Here is a 16,230-nt window from a genome sequence, read left to right as displayed (position 1 = left end):
GCTCGACGAGGTCGCGCGCCGCGCTGGTGTCGGAAACGCCACGCTCTACCGCAACTTCCCCGAGCGCGCCGACCTCGTCCGCGAGGTCGTCAAATCCCTCATGGCCCGCGTCACCGAGCGCGCCCTGGAGGCGGCGGAGCAGGAGGCGGACACCTTCGCCGCCCTGCGCCGCTTCACGCACGCGGCGGCCGACGAACGGATCGGCGCCCTGTGCCCGATGCTCGACGGCGGCTTCGACAAGGACCACCCCGACCTGCTGGCCGAGCGCGCCCGCCTGGAGGAGGCCGTGCAGGGCCTCGTCGACCGGGCGCAGGCGGCCGGCCGGCTCCGGTCCGACGTGGGGGTCGGGGACCTGATGGTCGCCGTGTCGCAGCTGACCCGGCCGCTGCCCGGGACGGGCTGCCTGAACATGGACCGCTTCGTCCACCGCCATCTGCAGGTGTTCCTGGACGGTCTGGAGGCGCCCGCGCGCTCCGAACTGGCCGGTGCCGCCGCCACCCTCGAAGACCTCCGGAGCGACAACCGCTGCTCCTCGTGACCTCGCCCTCAGCTTCGTAACGCCCTTACAGCAGTCCCTTTTTCAGTAGTTTTCACCAGTACGTGCCAAGAGGTGGCTACCCCCATGTCGAAAACAACCGCGTCCGCCCCGCCGGCCCAGGCCGACCCCTCCCGCTGGAAAGCCCTCGTCTTCATCGCCCTGGCCCAGCTCATGGTCGTGCTCGACGCGACGATCGTGAACATCGCGCTGCCCTCCGCCCAGCAGGACCTCGGGATATCGGACGGCAACCGGCAGTGGGTCATCACCGCCTACGCCCTCGCCTTCGGCGGCCTGCTCCTCTTCGGCGGCCGGGTCGCCGACCTGTGGGGCCGCAAGCGCACCTTCGTCGTCGGCCTGATCGGCTTCGCCGCGGCCTCCGCCCTCGGCGGCGCCGCGACCGGCGAGGCGACGATGCTCGGCGCCCGCGCGCTCCAGGGCGCGTTCGGCGCGCTGCTCGCCCCGGCCGCCCTCTCGCTGCTCGCGGTGATGTTCACCGACGCCAAGGAGCGCGCGAAGGCGTTCGGCATCTACGGCGCGATCGCGGGTGGCGGCGGCGCCGTCGGCCTGATCCTCGGCGGCTTCCTCACCGAGTACCTGAACTGGCGCTGGACCTTCTTCGTCAACATCCCGTTCGCCGTCGTCGCCGCCCTCGGCGCGTACTTCGTGATCCGCGAGCCGGCCGGCGGCCGCAACCGCTCGCCGCTGGACGTCCCCGGTGTGGTCCTGTCCACGCTCGGCCTGGTCTCCCTGGTGTACGGCTTCACGCGCGCCGAGTCCGACGGCTGGAGCGACCCCGTCACCATCGGTCTGTTCGTCGGCGCGGCCGTCCTCCTCGGCGCCTTCGTGTTCACCGAGTCGCGGGTGAAGTCGCCGCTGCTGCCGCTGCGCGTGGTGACCGACCGCAACCGAGGCGGCGTCTACCTCTCGCTCGGCCTCGCCGTCATCGCGATGTTCGGCCTGTTCCTGTTCCTGACCTACTACCTGCAGGTCGTGAAGGGGTACTCGCCGGTCAAGACGGGCTTCGCCTTCCTCCCGATGATCGCGGGCATGATCACCGGCTCCACCCAGATCGGCACCCGCCTGATGACCCGGGTCCCGCCGCGCTTCCTGATGGGCCCCGGCTTCCTGACCGCCGCCCTCGGCATGCTGCTGCTGACCCAGCTGGAGATCGGCTCCTCGTACGCCGGGCTGATCCTGCCGGCGCAGCTGCTGCTGGGCCTCGGCATGGGTACGGCGTTCATGCCGGCGATGTCCCTGGCCACCCACGGGGTCGACCCGCGCGACGCGGGCGTGGCCTCCGCGATGGTCAACACCTCGCAGCAGGTCGGCGGCGCCATCGGCACCGCGCTCCTGAACACGATCGCCGCCTCCGCCACCACCGCGTACCTGGTGGACCACGCGGCCGGCGCGACCACCCCGGCGGCGCAGAAGCTGGTCCAGCTCCAGGCCATGGTCGAGGGCTACTCGGCGGCGATCTGGTGGGCCGTCGGCATCCTCGCGGCCTCGGCGGCGATCGCGCTGACCCTCATCAACACCGGCAAGCCGGGCACGGGAGCCGTCGCCGCCTCGGGCTCCGGCGCGGGCGCTGACGACGAGGTGAAGATCCCGGTCATCGCCCACTGATCCCACGGATCCCACGGATCCCACGGATCCCACGGATCCCACGGATCCCACGGATCCCACGGATCCCACGGATCCCACGGATCCCACTGGTCGTGCCGGACCCGCCGGTGCGCCGCCACCTCCGCGTCACCCCGTACCTGCCCTGGCTCCCGTCTCAGCGGAGCCAGGGCAGGTCCGCGTTCGGGTCCGCCGGTTCGAGGCCCTCGGCCATCGTGCGCATGATCGCGCCGAGCTGCCCGACCTGCTCCGGGGTGAGCCGGTCGAAGAGCGCCTGGCGGACGGCGGTGACGTGGCCGGGCGCGGTCCTGCGCAGCACCTCGTACCCCTCGTCGGTGAGCGTGGCGAACTGGCCGCGCTTGTCGGAGGGGCACTCCTCGCGCGTCACCCAGCCGTTCTTCTCCAGGCGCGCGACGGCGTGCGAGAGCCGGGACCGGGTGATCTTCACGTCCTTGGCGAGCTGGGTCATGCGCATCCGGCGCCGGGGCGCCTGGGAGAGCTGGACCAGCAGCCCGTAGTACGTGTGCGGCATCCCGGCGTCACGCTGGAGCTGGCGGTCGAGGTGGTCCTCCAGCAGGGTGGTGGCATGGAGGTAGGCGCGCCAGACGCGCTGCTCCTCGTCGTCGAGCCAGCGGGGTTCGGTCACGGTCATGGATCCATCGTACGACTCATTCTTGAAAGTTGAACTATATGGATTTACGCTGTCGTGGACAGCGAGCTTGAAAGTTCAAGAACCAAGTTCAAGAACAAAGAACCGGCTCGGCCGCACGCAGTACGCACGGAAGGCGGACGCCATGGATGCCACGGACGCCACGCTGGAACGGATGCCCGCCCTCTACCTCTCGCACGGCGCCCCGCCGCTCGCCGACGACCCGGTCTGGCCCGGCGAGCTCGCCGCCTGGTCCGCGACGCTGCCCCGCCCCAAGGCGATCCTCATGGTCTCCGCCCACTGGGAGGAGGCCCCGCTGGCCCTCGGCGCCACCGAGACGATCCCGCTGGTCTACGACTTCTGGGGCTTCCCCGAGCACTACTACCGGGTCCGGTACGAGGCCCCCGGCGCGCCCGCGCTCGCCGAGTCCGTCCGCAAGCTGCTGCGCGCCCCCGGCACGCCCGTGCAGGACATGCCCGACCGGGGGCTCGACCACGGCGCCTACGTGCCGCTCGTCGAGATGTACCCGGGTGCCGACATCCCCGTGCTCCAGATCTCCATGCCGACCCTCGACCCCCGCCGGCTCATGGAGATCGGGCGCCGGCTCGCCCCGCTGCGCGACGAGGGCGTGCTGATCGTCGGCAGCGGCTTCTTCACCCACAACCTGGCCGCCCTGCGCCACACCGGGCCCGGCGTGCCCGGCTGGTCCGCCGAGTTCGACAGCTGGGGCCACGAGGCCCTCGCCGCGCGCGACGTCGACGCCCTGCTCGACTTCGAGGCCAAGTCGCCCGCCGGGCGGCTCGCCCACCCGCGCACCGAGCACTTCGCCCCGCTCTTCGTGGCGATGGGCGCGGCGGACGCGGCCGGCGACCTGGACCGGGAACGCAGCGTCATCGACGGCTTCTGGATGGGGCTGGCGAAGCGGTCGGTGCAGTTCGGCTGAGTCTCCGGCCGCCGAGTCCCCTGGGTCCCAGGCCGCCGATCCCGCCGAGTCCTCGGCCGCGAACCGCGTGGAGGACGGGCCGGCTGAGCAACCCCGGGGGCGCGGACCACGTCTTCGGGGGTGAGAGCGGAGCCGACGGGGTCCCCGCGCCGGATGTGACGGCGGTCTCACGCGCGGGGCGCCCGGACGGCCCGCCGGGAGCCGCCGGACGGCCCTCCGAAGGGGGCTGACCTGCGGATCCGTGGCTCGCCACGAGCTCCTGCGGGCTGCCTTCCGTGCGCTCGGCGGCGCAGGATACTGCATGATCGCGAAAATCCATGTGCCGGGTGGGAATTCTGTCCTGATTCCAGTCGTTGTTTCCGTCGGATGCAGGGCACCCGAGAGGGTGTCGCGACCTACTCAGCAAGGGAGCACGCATGGCAACCCGTGCCGTCGCCCGTCGTCAGTCCTCCGCCGCGAGCGGAAGCAGCCGGGCAAGCAGCGTTCGCGCCGTGGGCGGGGAGATCGCCGACCGCGACCTGGTCGGCATGTACCTCGACGAGATCGCGCGCACGCCCCTGCTCGACGCCGCCAAGGAGGTCGAGCTCTCGCAGACCATCGAGGCGGGCGTCTTCGCCCGGCAGATCCTCGACAAGGAGGTCGAGAGCGAGGCGGGCGGCGCGACCCGTGAGGAGCTCGAGGCGCTGGTCGCCGAGGGCGAGCGTGCCAAGGACCTCTTCATCAAGTCGAACCTGCGGCTGGTCGTCGCCGTGGCCCGGCGCTATCCGCGCAGCGGCCTGCCCCTGCTCGACCTGATCCAGGAGGGGAACGCGGGCCTGGTCCGCGCGGTCGAGAAGTTCGACTACGCGAAGGGCTTCAAGTTCTCCACGTACGCCACGTGGTGGATCCGTCAGGCCATCACCCGGTCCATAGCGGACCAGTCGCGCACCATCCGGCTCCCCGTCCACCTGGTGGAGGAGCTGGGCCGGATCCGCCGGGTCCAGCGCGAGTTCAACCGCGAGCACGGGCGCGAGCCGGAGCCCGCGGAGATCGCGGCCGAGCTGGACTCGACCCCCGCGCGCGTCACCGACGTGCTGGACTGGGCGCGCGACCCGGTCTCGCTGAACATGTCGGTGGACGACGAGGGCGAGACGCAGTTCGGCGACCTCCTGGAGGACACCTCGGCGGTCTCGCCGGAGCAGTCGGTGCTGACCCTGCTGCGCAGCGAGGAGCTGGACGACCTCATCGACAAGCTGGACAACCGCACGGCGTCCATCATCCGGATGCGGTACGGGATCGAGGACGGGCGCGAGCGGACGCTGACCGAGGTCGGCAAGGAGCACGGGCTGACCCGCGAGCGCATCCGGCAGATCGAGAAGCACGCGCTGCTGGAGCTGAAGAAGATGGCCCGCGACACGGGCTTCGACGCGGTGGCGTAACCGTCCCCGGTACGGCTAGCGGCGGCGGCTCCGGACTTCGGTCCGGGACCGCCGCCGCTCCGTGTTCGGCGCTCAGCGTTCCTCGGTCGCCGTCGCCGTCGCCGTCGCCGTCGCCGCCGCCAGCCGGGTCGACAGGTCCGCCACGTACGCGCGGAGCGACTCCGGCCCGTGGACGCTGAAGGGCGCGTCGACCAGCGCCAGCCGGATCGCCAGCCACTCGGTCGAGTCGCTGGTCCGGGTCCGCAGCCGGCAGCTCGTCTCGCCGGTCGGCGCCGGCACCAGGTGCGAGGGCAGCCGGCCCGCCACGAAGGCCGCCGGGGCCTCGAAGGAGACGTCCAGGTCGAGCTCGGGCTGGGCCCGCGCCATCGACCGGGCCATGAAGGCGGCGGCGTCCCCCGCCGGGAGCTCGCGCGGGGTGAAGCGGGCGCCGGTCGGGAAGGGCTCGCTGACCCGGTCGACCCGGAAGGTGCGCCAGTCCTCGCGCCCCAGGTCGTACGCGACGAGGTACCAGCGCCGCCCGGTCGACACCAGCCGGTACGGCTCCACCAGCCGCTTCGACTCGGTCCCGTCGCCCGCCCGGTAGCCGAAGCGCAGCCGCTCCTGGCCGGTGACCGCGCCCGCCAGCGCCGTGAGCGTCGCGGGCGTGACCGTCGCGCCGTCGCCCCGGGTCAGCGGGATCGTCGCGTTCTGGAGGGTGGAGACCCGGTGCCGCAGCCGCGACGGCAGCACCTGCTCCAGCTTCGCCAGGGCCCGTACGGACGCCTCCTCGACGCCCTCGATGGCGTGCCCGGCGCCCGCGCGCAGCCCGACCGCGATCGCGACCGCCTCCTCGTCGTCGAGGAGCAGCGGCGGCATGGCCGTACCGGCGACCAGGCGGTAGCCGCCGACCGCGCCCTTGCTGGCCTCGACGGGATAGCCGAGGTCCCGGAGCCGGTCGATGTCCCGCCGGATCGTGCGCGGGGAGACCGCGAGCCGCTCGGCCAGCTCGCTGCCGGGCCACTCGCGCGGGGTCTGGAGGAGCGACAGCAGATTCAGGAGTCGTGCCGGAGTGTCCGTCATGTCTTCCAGGATGCGGCGCATCTAGGACATGGACTGACCTATATGACTCTTATCTTTCTCATATGAGTGCACACGACGCCGTCACGGAAGCGGCCCCCACCGACAAGAGGCGCTGGATCGCCCTCGCCATCGTCATGACCGCCGCCTTCATGGACCTGGTCGACGCCACGATCGTGAACATCGCGATCCCCAGCATCGAGCGGGACCTCGGCGCCTCGTTCGGCGCCATCCAGTGGATCACCGCCGGATACGCGCTGGCCTTCGCCGCCGGCCTGATCACGGGTGGCCGCCTCGGCGACATCTACGGCCGCAAGCGCCTCTTCCTGGCCGGCACGGTCGGCTTCACGGTCGCCTCGGCGCTCTGCGGACTCGCCGCCAACCAGGAGATGCTGGTCGGCTCGCGCCTGCTCCAGGGCGCGGCGGCGGCCATGATGGTGCCGCAGGTCCTCTCGATTGTGCACGTGACCTTCCCGGCGCACGAGCGCGGCAAGGTCTTCGGCATGTTCGGCGCGATCATCGGCCTCGGCGCGGTCTCCGGCCCGCTGCTCGGCGCGCTGCTCACCCAGTGGAACATCGCGGGCCTGGAGTGGCGCCCGATCTTCCTCATCAACCTGCCGGTCGGCGTCGCCGCGGTCATCCTGGGCCGCCGCTTCATCACCGAGTCGAAGGCGCCCAAGGCACTCCGCCTCGACCTGGTCGGCATGGTCCTGGTGACCGGCGCGCTCCTGATGCTGATCTACCCGCTGACCCGCGGGCGCGAGCTGGGCTGGCCGCTGTGGGGCCACCTGATGATGGCCGGCAGCCTCGTCGTCTTCGGCGCCCTCGTCGCGTACGAGAAGTACAAGACGAGGAAGGACGGCTCGCCGCTCGTCGAGCTGTCGCTGTTCCGCGTGAAGTCGTTCGCGGCGGGCATCGCCGTCCAGCTCACGTTCGGTGTCGTGATGGGCATCTTCTTCCTGGTCTGGACGCTCTACATGCAGATCGGCCTCGGCTGGACCCCGCTGCACGCGGGTCTGACCGGCGTCCCGTTCTCGATCGCCGTCTCCACGGCGGCGGGCCTGTCGGTGCAGAAGCTGGTGCCGCGCTTCGGCCGCAAGGTGCTCCAGGCGGGCGCCCTGACCATGGCCGCGGGCATCCTGCTCTACCTCTTCGAGGCGGGGCGGTACGGCACCGGGATCCACACCTGGCAGATGATCCCGCCGCTGATCGTGATGGGCCTCGGCATGGGCCTGATCGTGGCCCCGCTGACGGACGCGGTGCTGTCCGAGGTGCCGCGCGAGCACGCCGGCTCGGCCTCGGGCCTGATCAACACGACCGGCCAGATGGGCAACGCGCTGGGCCTCGGCCTGGTGTCGGTGGTCTTCTTCGGCACGATCGACGACGAGCGGCTGGCCCGCTTCCCGGCGGAGACGGGCGCGGCCTTCACCGACGCCTTCCAGAACTCGCTGGGCTGGGCGGCGGCGGTGCTCGGCGGCATCTTCCTGATCATGTTCGCGCTCCCGGCCAAGCCGAAGCAGCACCTGGAGGGCGGGGACGACACCGACGGTGCCGAGGCCGCCGAGGGTGCGGGGCCGTCCGCCGCCCCGGAGAAGGAGCCCGCGCTCGCCTCCTGACGCTCCTGACTCTCCTGGCGCTCCTTGCGCGCACAGGGCCGAAGGCCCCGGTCCGGTACCCCCGGCCGGGGCCTTCGGCACGTCCGGGCACGGTCCTTCGGCTCCAATCCCCGCGCGATGCCCGTTTCTGCCCGTATGGATGCCCGTTTCCGTTTACTTCCCGGAAATCTCTGCGTAGTCTGGCGCTGAAACCACAGGTTCGGGCATGGAACGGACGTAAACCCACATGTACGCACCGGAGCGCCAGCAGGCGATCCTCAGCCTCGCCCGCGAGCGCGGGCGGGTCGACGTGCTCTCCCTCGCCGAGGAGTTCCAGGTCACCGCCGAGACCGTACGGCGCGACCTCAAGGCCCTCGACCGCGCCGGGCTCGTCCGCCGCGTCCACGGCGGCGCCATACCGGCCGGGCGGCTCGACTTCGAGCCCGACCTCGCCGAGCGCGAGTCCACCGCCGCCGACGAGAAGGACCGGATCGTCCGCGCCGCCCTCGCCGAACTCCCCGAGGAGGGCAGCGTCGTCCTCGACGCCGGCAGCACCCTGGCCCGCCTCGCCGCCGATTTCCCGCTGGACCGGGACCTGACCGTGGTCACCCACGCCCTGCCCGTCGCCGCCCGGCTCGCCGACCACCCCGGCATCGACCTGCACCTCGTCGGCGGCCGGGTCCGGCACCGCACCCGCGCCGCCGTCGACGCCTGGGCCCTGCGGGCGTACGGGGAGATCCGCGCCGACGTCGCCTTCCTCGGCGCCAACGGCTTCTCGCCCGCCCACGGCCTGACCACCCCCGACCTCGCCGAGGCCGCCGTCAAGCGGGCCGTCATCGCCGCCGCCCGCCGGGTCGTGCTGCTCGCCGACTCCGCCAAGCACGGCCAGGAGCACTTCGCCCGCTTCGGCGGCCTCGCCGACATCGATCTGCTCATCACCGACAGCGGCCTCTCCGACGAGGACGCCGCCGCCATCGAGGCGGCCGGAACGGAGGTCGTCCGCGCATGATCCTGACCGTCACCCCCAACCCCTCCCTCGACCGGACCTACGAGGTCCCGGCCCTGGACCGCGGCGAGGTGCTGCGCGCCTCGGCCGAGCGGGTCGACCCCGGCGGCAAGGGCGTCAACGTCTCCCGCGCGGTCGCCGCCGCCGGGCACCGCACCGTCGCCGTCGTCCCGCTCGGCGGCGCGCCCGGGGCCCTCGTCGCCCAGCTGCTCGCCGGGCAGGGCATCGAGGTCGCGCCCGTGCCGCTCGCCGGGCAGACCCGCTCCAACATCGCGATCGCCGAGCCCGACGGCACCCTGACCAAGGTCAACGCCCCGGGCCCGGAGCTCACGCCCGAGGAGTCCGAGACCGTCCTCGCCACCGTCTTCGCGCACGCCCCGGCCGCCGACTGGATCGCCTGCTGCGGCAGCCTCCCGCGCGGCCTCGCCCCCGAGTGGTACGCCGCGCTGGTCACCCGCGCCCACGGCGCCGGGGCCCGGATCGCCCTTGACACCTCCGGCCCCTCGCTGCTCGCCGCGCTCGCGGCCCGCCCCGATGTCGTCAAGCCGAACGCCGAGGAGCTCGCGGAGGCCGTCGGCCGCCCGCTCGCCACCGTCGGCGACGCGGTCAAGGCGGCGGAGGAGCTGCGCGACCGGGGCGCGGGCGCGGTCCTCGCCAGCCTCGGCGCGGACGGCCAGCTCCTGGTGGAGGCCGACGGCGTCCACTACGGCCGGGCGTCCGTCTCGGCGGTCCGCTCCAACGTCGGCGCGGGGGACGCGTCCCTCGCCGGCTTCCTGGCCGCGGGCGGCACCGGACCCGCGGCACTGGCCGCGGCCGTGGCCCACGGGGCGGCGGCCGTCCAGCTCCCCGGCAGCGAGATGCCCACCCCGGCGGACCTGGACCCGGCCGCGGTGACGGTCACCGCGGACGTACCCCTGGACCAGCCCCTGAGCGAACCGGCGGCGGGCCGATGAAGCCACGGCTCAGCCCGTCCCGCTCGGCCCGCACGGCCCGCCCGGTATTCACGGCCCCCACGGTCTGCATGGCCCCCACAGCCCCCACAGATCCTTCCCTCCCCGTCCCCTCCAGCCCCGTCTCCAGCGAGCAAGGGAGCCCGCGATGAGCAGCATGATCACCGCGGACCTGGTCGATCTCGACCTGTCCGCCGAAACCAAGGAGGCGGCGGCCCGTTCGCTCGCCGAGCGGATGGTCGCGAAGGGCCGGGTGACCGACCTCGAAGGCTTCCTGGCGGACGTCGCCGCCCGCGAGGCGCAGATGCCGACGGGCCTCGACGGCGGCATCGGCATCCCGCACTGCCGCAGCGCCCACGTCACCGAGCCGACCCTGGCCTTCGGCCGCTCCGCCGAGGGCATCGACTTCGGCGCCCCGGACGGCCCGGCGGACCTGGTCTTCCTGATCGCCGCCCCGGCCGGCGCGGACGACGCGCACCTGACGATCCTGTCCTCGCTGGCCCGGCACCTGATGGACGCGGAGTTCACCGGGGCGCTGCGGTCGGTGGCGGACCCGGCGGCAGCGGCGGCGCTGATCGCGGGCGAGGAGCCCGCGCCGGAGGCCGGGTCCGCGCCGGAGGCTTCGGCCCCGGCTCCCGCCCCGGCTCCCGCCCCGGCTCCCGCGCCGGCTTCGGCCCCGGCCGGTGGGGCGCCGTTCCGCATCGTCGCGGTCACCTCCTGCCCCACGGGCATCGCGCACACCTACATGGCGGCCGAGGCCCTGGAGAAGGCGGGCGAGGCCGCGGGGGTGGAGCTGGTGGTCGAGACGCAGGGCTCGGCGGGGTTCGCCCGGCTCGACCCGGCGGTGCTGGCCGCGGCCGACGGCGTGATCTTCGCGCACGACGTGCCCGTACGGGAGAAGGAACGGTTCGCCGGAAAGCCGACGGTGGACGTCGGCGTGAAGGCGGGCATCAACCGGCCCGCCGAGCTCATCGCCGAGGTCCGCGAGAAGGCCGCGCGCGGCGAGGTCTCGGCCCCGGCCGCCGCCACCCCGGTGGAGCGGGCGGGCGAGCCGGACGAGGGGTACGGCACGAAGCTCCGCAAGTGGCTGATGTCCGGTGTGAGCTACATGGTGCCGTTCGTCGCCGCGGGCGGCCTCCTGATCGCCCTGGGCTTCGCGCTCGGCGGCTGGGAGATCAACAAGGCCCCGTCCGTCGCGGAGCACTTCGACTGGGGCCAGGTGGACAGCTGGGCCGCCCTGATGTTCCAGATCGGCGGACTGGCCTTCGGCTTCCTCGTCCCGGTGCTCGCGGGCTACATCGCGTACGGGATGGCGGACCGGCCCGGTCTCGTCCCCGGCTTCGTCGGCGGCGCGATCTCGCTCACCATCAACGCGGGCTTCCTCGGCGGTCTCGTCGCCGGTCTGGTGGCGGGCGGCACGGTCCTCGCCATCCAGCGGGTGCGGATCCCGGCGGCGTTGCGGGGGATCATGCCGGTGGTCGTGATCCCGCTGTTGTCCTCGATCGTCGTGGGCTTCCTGATGTTCCTGGTGATCGGCAAGCCGATCGCGAGCCTCCAGAGCGCGTTGACCGACTGGCTGTCGGGCCTCTCGGGCGCCAACGCGGTGATCCTCGGCGTGATCCTGGGCCTGATGATGTGCTTCGACCTCGGCGGCCCGGTCAACAAGGTCGCGTACGCCTTCGCGGTCGGCGGCCTGGCCACGCCCAACGAGGGCTCGCTCAAGGTGATGGCGGCCGTGATGGCCGCCGGCATGGTGCCGCCGCTGGCGATGGCGCTGGCCACGACCGTGCGCGGCCGGCTCTTCACCAAGACCGAGCGCGAGAACGGCAAGGCGGCGTGGGTGCTGGGCGCCTCGTTCGTCTCGGAGGGCGCGATCCCGTTCGCGGCGGCCGACCCGCTGCGGGTCATCCCCGCGGCGATGGCGGGCGGCGCGGTGACCGGGGCCCTGTCGATGGCCTTCGAGTGCACCCTGCGGGCCCCGCACGGCGGCCTGTTCGTGATCCCGCTGATCGGCAACCCGCTGCTGTACCTGCTGGCGATCGCCGCCGGCACGGTGGTCAGCGCGGGGGTGGTCATCCTCCTCAAGAGCGCGCGGAAGCCGGTGCCGGGGGAGACGGAGGCGGCGGCGGACGCGGAGGAGAAGGTGGCGGTCGCGGCCTGAGGGCCGGGCGGCCGACGCCGACGAGAAGGAGGGGCCCTGCGGGGCCCCTCCTTCCGTCTTCCGTCTTCCGCTGCCGTGTCCGTCGTCCCGTCAGCGGTTGACGATGCCGCCGCTGTTCTTCAGATCACCCTTGTACGTGAACCGGAGCGCGCGCGCCGCGACCGGGGTGGGGGTGGTCTGCTGCACCCAGGGCTGGTTCCACACGAAGGTGTTGCCCATGATGGCGCCCTTGGTCTGCCAGACCTGGCCGCCCTTGGTGATCACCTTCACGTAGGCGTCGTTGCCCTGCGCCTCGATGGAGATGCCGCAGGCGTCGGCGGGGTAGTTGGGATTGGCGGGGTCCGTCCCGACGGTCGTGGCATTGGTCAGGTCCTGCCACACGATCACCCCACCGGGCACGCTGGCCTTACCGACGAACGCCTTGCCGTTGTAGAGCGCGGCCTGGAAGTCCTCGGTGTTGGAGGGGCTGTAGGTGTCGATGTCGGTGCAGGGGCCGGTGGGGCCGGTTGCGCCTGTGGCTCCGGTTGCTCCGGTCGCTCCGGTGGGGCCTGTGGCTCCGGTTGCTCCGGTGGCGCCTGTCGGGCCGGTGGGTCCGGTGGCGCCTGTCGGGCCTGTGGCTCCGGTGGGTCCAGTGGGTCCGGTGGCACCCGTGGCACCGGTCGCTCCGGTGGCACCTGTCGGGCCGGTGGGTCCGGTGGGGCCCGTGGCTCCGGTGGCACCCGTCGGGCCTGTGGGCCCGGTCGGCCCGGTCGGCCCGGTGGGGCCAGTGGCGCCCGTCGCCCCGGTGGGTCCGGTGGCTCCCGTCGGTCCGGTAGGCCCGGTGGGACCGGTGTCCCCGGTGGGGCCAGTGGCACCCGTGGCGCCGGTGGGACCCGTAGGCCCGGTCGGGCCCGTGTCGCCGGTCGCTCCGGTAGCCCCGGTGGCTCCCGTGGGCCCGGTTGGGCCGGTGGGGCCCGTGGGACCGGTGTCGCCGGTTGCTCCAGTGGCTCCCGTGGCGCCGGTCGGCCCGGTGGGACCGGTCGGCCCGGTGGCACCCGTCGCTCCCGTGGCCCCGGTCGCCCCGGTCGCCCCGGTAGCCCCGGTCGGCCCTGTGGGCCCGGTGGCGCCGGTGGCCCCCATCGCTCCCGTAGCCCCGATAGCACCCGTGGCTCCCGTAGCCCCGGTGGGCCCCGTAGGCCCGGTGGGCCCCGTAGCCCCGGTGGGCCCTGTAGGTCCGGTTGCCCCCGTGGCTCCGGTCGCACCCGTAGCTCCCGTGGGCCCCTTCGGCCCAGTCGCTCCAGTGGCCCCCGTGGGCCCCGTAGCCCCGGTGGGCCCCTTGGGCCCGGTCGGCCCGGTGGGCCCCGTGGCCCCCGTGTGCCCCTTGGGCCCGGTCGGCCCCGTAGGCCCGGTCGCCCCCGTGTGCCCCTTGGGCCCCGTAGGCCCGGTCGGCCCCTTCGGCCCAGGCGGGCCCGGCGGCCCCGGCGGCCCCTGGTGGCAGTCGTGGTCGCCATGGGTGCCGTGGTCGCCGCCGTCCGGTGCCCGGAGGGCGCGGGGCGGGACGGCCGGGGTCTGGCCCGGGAGGTGCTGGTCGAGGTACTGCTGGACGTCCTCCGGCGACGGCGGCCCCGCGTCCTCGCCCCGGGGCGGCCCGTCCTCGCCCGGGGGCGGCCCGCCCTCCTGGGCCCACGGCGGCGGGCCCCCGTCCTCGTGGCCCCCGCCCCCGTCCTCGTGGTGGCCCGGCGGCGGCCAGCCGCCGCAGTCGTCGCCCGTGGCGGGGGCGGCGGCACTCGACGCCACGCCCGCCACGCCCGCCGGTAGAGCCGGCCCCGCCGGCCCCGCCGGCCCCGCCACGGCGGGTGTCGCGAGGCCCGTGAGGACGAGCGCCACCGAGGCGAGCGCTCCGCCGCCCCGCCAGGCCCGTCGCCGGGGGAGCGGGCCGAGCGACGACGGCCCGGTCCGGGTCCGTGGATCAGGACGCATGCGTGCTCCTCTGTTCCCGTGTTCCTCATGATCCGATGAGCGTTCCATCGGATCATCGGATCGCGACTGCGAAGCCTTGACGGCTCCGGCCGCCTCTCAGCGCCATGGCGTAGTCGCGCCAGCCGTATGGATGCGTACGCGACGGCGAACCCCGGCCACCCCCTCGGCGTGCCGCGACCGGCCCCGTCACGCCCCTGCGTACCGTCGCCCCCCGACCGATCCACCGGAAGTGGTGTTGCCGTGCGGCCGTCCCTCTGCTTGTGCATGATCGTGAAGAACGAGTCCGCCGTCATCGAACGCTGCCTCGCCTCCGTCCGGCACCTCGTCGACACCTGGGTCATCTCCGACACCGGCTCCACCGACGGCACCCAGGACCTGATCCGCCGCTCCCTCGCCGGCATCCCCGGCGAGCTCCGCGAGGAGCCGTGGCGCGACTTCGGCCACAACCGCAGCGCCAACATCGCGCGGGCCCGCGGCCGCGCCGACTACCTGCTCCTCCTCGACGCCGACCACGTCCTGCGCCAGGACGCCCCGCTCCCCGAGCTGACCGCCGACGCGTATCTGATCCGGCACGGAGGACACCTCGAATACCGGATCAAACGCCTGGTCAGAGGCGATCTGCCCTGGCGGTACGAGGGCGTCACCCACGAGTACCTGACCGCCGACCGCCCGCACACCCAGCGCCCCCTGGACGCGCTCGTCGTCGAGGACCACGCCGACGGCGGCTCCCGGCACGACAAGTTCGAGCGGGACGCCCGCCTCCTCGGCGCCGAACTCGCCCGCGACCCCGCCAACCCCCGTACCGTCTTCTACCTCGCCCAGACCCTCCGCGACCTGGGCCGCCCCGCCGAGGCGATCGCCCTCTACGAGCGCCGGGCCGCCATGGGCGGCTGGGGCGAGGAGGTCTACTTCGCCCTGCTCCAGGCGGGGGTCCTGGCGGCCGAGCACCCCGAGGCCGCCGGCGGCGGCTGGCCGGCCGCCCAGGACGCCCTCGTACGGGCCTGGGAATCCCGGCCCCAGCGCCTCGAAGCCTGCTACGAACTGGCCTCCCGGCTCCGCCGGCTGAACCGCCATCACGCGGCCCACGCCGTCCTGACCGCCGTCCTCGACCGCGAGCCGCCCGCCGACGACGTGCTCTTCCTCCAGCCCTGGGTCTACCGCTGGGGCCTGCTCTTCGAGTACTCGATCACCGCCTACTGGACCGGCGACCCCGCCGCCTCCCTCGCCGCCTGCGACCGGCTCCTCGCCCTGCCCGACCTGCCCGCCGCCTACCGCGAGCAGACCCTGGCCAACCGGGAGTTCGCCGTCGCCCGCCGCCGCCCCGGCACCCCCGCCCCCGCTCCCGTACCCGCCTGAGGAGCGCCATGGCCACCCCCGCCCCCGCCGTACGGACCGGGGCCGCCCCGGCCGCCGACCGGTCCGCCCGCCCCGCCCGCCCCCGCGCCGAGGAGTGCCGCCGGGCCTGGCCGGTGGCGCTCGGGCCCGGCCTGCTCGCGCTCGCCCTCGGCCTGTACGGGGCCGGGCGCCCCCAGCTCTGGGAGGACGAGCTCACCAGCTGGGAGCTGGCGACCCGTTCGACGGGCCGGCTGCTCGACACCGTCCAGCACGTGGACGCCGTCCTCGCCGCCTACTACCTGCTGCTGCACGCCTGGACGGGCCTCTTCGGCGACTCCGACCTCGCCCTGCGGCTGCCCTCGGTGCTCGCCGCCGCCGGGGCTGCGGCCTGCACCGCCCTGGTCGGCCGCCGCCTCTTCGGGCGCCGCGCCGGACTCGCCGCCGGGCTGCTGCTCGCCCTGACCCCGGCGCTCACCCGGTACGCGCAGGAGGCCCGGCCCTACGCCCTGGTCACCCTCGCGGCCGCGCTCGCCACCCTCCTCCTGCTCCGCGCCCTCGACCGCCCGGACGGCACCGCGCGCTGGGCGGCGTACGCCCTCGCCGTGGCCGCCACCGGCGCCCTCCACCTCCTGGCCCTCACCGCCCTGACCGGCCACGCGGCCCTCGTCCTCGCCGCCCGGACACCACCACCCCCGCCGATCACTCCCGCCCCGACTCCCGGCCGCCGCACCGCGAGCACACCCGCCCCCGCCCGGCCCACGAGCGAGCTCACCCCTGCCCGTCCCGCCAGGCCCACGAGCGAGCCCGCCCCCGCCCGTCTCGTCCGTCCCACCCGCCCCGTCCCCCTCCGCCGCTTCGTCGTCGCCGTCCTCCTCGGCTGCCTCCCGCTCGTCCCCCTGGCCCTGCTCGGCCGGGCGCAGGCCGGGCGGCAGATCGCGTGGATCCCGGAGCCCGACCCGGCCGCCCTCGCCGGGCTCTGGCCGCAGCTGTTCGGCGCGGG

At 74.1% G+C, this 16,230-nt stretch carries 14 protein-coding genes; 11 read left to right on the top strand and 3 right to left on the bottom strand.

Annotation, left to right across the window (positions count from 1 at the left end; translation table 11 throughout):
• Together AB0C99_RS38370 and AB0C99_RS38365 are read left to right on the top strand one after the other, a co-directional pair.
• The coding region (locus AB0C99_RS38370) for a TetR/AcrR family transcriptional regulator (RefSeq protein ID WP_362484952.1) at positions 1-538 on the top strand (538 nt) is incomplete at its 5' end.
• Between the two features lie 84 nt (positions 539-622).
• A complete protein-coding gene (locus AB0C99_RS38365; RefSeq protein ID WP_362484950.1) occupies positions 623-2,161 on the top strand; it encodes an MFS transporter in 1,539 nt (512 codons plus the stop codon).
• Between the two features lie 154 nt (positions 2,162-2,315).
• Here AB0C99_RS38365 and AB0C99_RS38360 read toward each other — a convergent pair whose 3' ends face one another.
• Positions 2,316-2,810, bottom strand: a complete 495-nt coding sequence (locus AB0C99_RS38360; RefSeq protein WP_362484948.1) for a MarR family transcriptional regulator — start codon at positions 2,808-2,810, stop codon at positions 2,316-2,318.
• Positions 2,811-2,952: 142 nt separating this feature from the next.
• Between AB0C99_RS38360 and AB0C99_RS38355 the strand changes: the two genes are divergently transcribed.
• Positions 2,953-3,750: a class III extradiol ring-cleavage dioxygenase gene (locus AB0C99_RS38355; protein WP_362484946.1), complete on the top strand. Its 798-nt coding sequence runs from the start codon at positions 2,953-2,955 to the stop codon at positions 3,748-3,750.
• Between the two features lie 416 nt (positions 3,751-4,166).
• Positions 4,167-5,168: a sigma-70 family RNA polymerase sigma factor gene (locus AB0C99_RS38350; RefSeq protein WP_362484944.1), complete on the top strand. Its 1,002-nt coding sequence runs from the start codon at positions 4,167-4,169 to the stop codon at positions 5,166-5,168.
• 72 nt (positions 5,169-5,240) lie between these two features.
• Here the strand turns inward: AB0C99_RS38350 and AB0C99_RS38345 are convergent, their stop codons facing one another.
• Positions 5,241-6,227 (bottom strand): YafY family protein, encoded by a 987-nt coding sequence (locus AB0C99_RS38345; protein ID WP_362484942.1) that lies wholly within the window; start codon positions 6,225-6,227, stop codon positions 5,241-5,243.
• Between the two features lie 62 nt (positions 6,228-6,289).
• Here AB0C99_RS38345 and AB0C99_RS38340 point away from each other — a divergent pair, with 62 nt between their 5' ends.
• The 4 genes from AB0C99_RS38340 (at position 6,290) to AB0C99_RS38325 (ending at position 11,936) form a co-directional block, all read left to right on the top strand.
• On the top strand, positions 6,290-7,840 hold the full coding sequence (locus AB0C99_RS38340) for an MFS transporter (protein WP_362484940.1): 1,551 nt from the start codon (positions 6,290-6,292) through the stop codon (positions 7,838-7,840).
• A gap of 226 nt (positions 7,841-8,066) precedes the next feature.
• A complete protein-coding gene (locus AB0C99_RS38335; RefSeq protein WP_362484938.1) occupies positions 8,067-8,828 on the top strand; it encodes a DeoR/GlpR family DNA-binding transcription regulator in 762 nt (253 codons plus the stop codon).
• Positions 8,825-9,778: a 1-phosphofructokinase gene (pfkB, locus tag AB0C99_RS38330; protein ID WP_362484936.1), complete on the top strand. Its 954-nt coding sequence runs from the start codon at positions 8,825-8,827 to the stop codon at positions 9,776-9,778. The genes AB0C99_RS38335 and pfkB overlap by 4 nt, the downstream gene beginning before the upstream one ends.
• 145 nt (positions 9,779-9,923) lie before the next feature.
• Positions 9,924-11,936, top strand: coding sequence for a fructose-specific PTS transporter subunit EIIC (locus tag AB0C99_RS38325; protein ID WP_362484934.1), 2,013 nt, complete (start codon positions 9,924-9,926; stop codon positions 11,934-11,936).
• 90 nt (positions 11,937-12,026) lie between these two features.
• On the opposite strand, the gene AB0C99_RS38320 is transcribed toward AB0C99_RS38325, so the two are convergent.
• Positions 12,027-12,323, bottom strand: coding sequence for a hypothetical protein (locus AB0C99_RS38320; RefSeq protein WP_362484933.1), 297 nt, complete (start codon positions 12,321-12,323; stop codon positions 12,027-12,029).
• A gap of 1,083 nt (positions 12,324-13,406) precedes the next feature.
• On the opposite strand from AB0C99_RS38320, the gene AB0C99_RS38315 reads away from it, so the two are divergent.
• From AB0C99_RS38315 to AB0C99_RS38305, 3 genes are all read left to right on the top strand, one after another.
• Positions 13,407-13,733 (top strand): hypothetical protein, encoded by a 327-nt coding sequence (locus tag AB0C99_RS38315; protein ID WP_362484931.1) that lies wholly within the window; start codon positions 13,407-13,409, stop codon positions 13,731-13,733.
• Between the two features lie 426 nt (positions 13,734-14,159).
• Positions 14,160-15,251 (top strand): glycosyltransferase, encoded by a 1,092-nt coding sequence (locus tag AB0C99_RS38310; protein WP_362484929.1) that lies wholly within the window; start codon positions 14,160-14,162, stop codon positions 15,249-15,251.
• Between the two features lie 8 nt (positions 15,252-15,259).
• Positions 15,260-16,230, top strand: a 971-nt coding sequence (locus AB0C99_RS38305; RefSeq protein ID WP_362484928.1) for a glycosyltransferase family 39 protein, incomplete at its 3' end; no start/stop codon positions are given.

It is taken from the genome of Streptomyces sp. NPDC048659 (assembly GCF_040650575.1).
GTDB lineage: Bacteria > Actinomycetota > Actinomycetes > Streptomycetales > Streptomycetaceae > Streptomyces.
The sequence above is the reverse complement of the archived record's forward strand: the minus strand, read 5'-3'. Positions and strand labels throughout refer to the sequence as shown.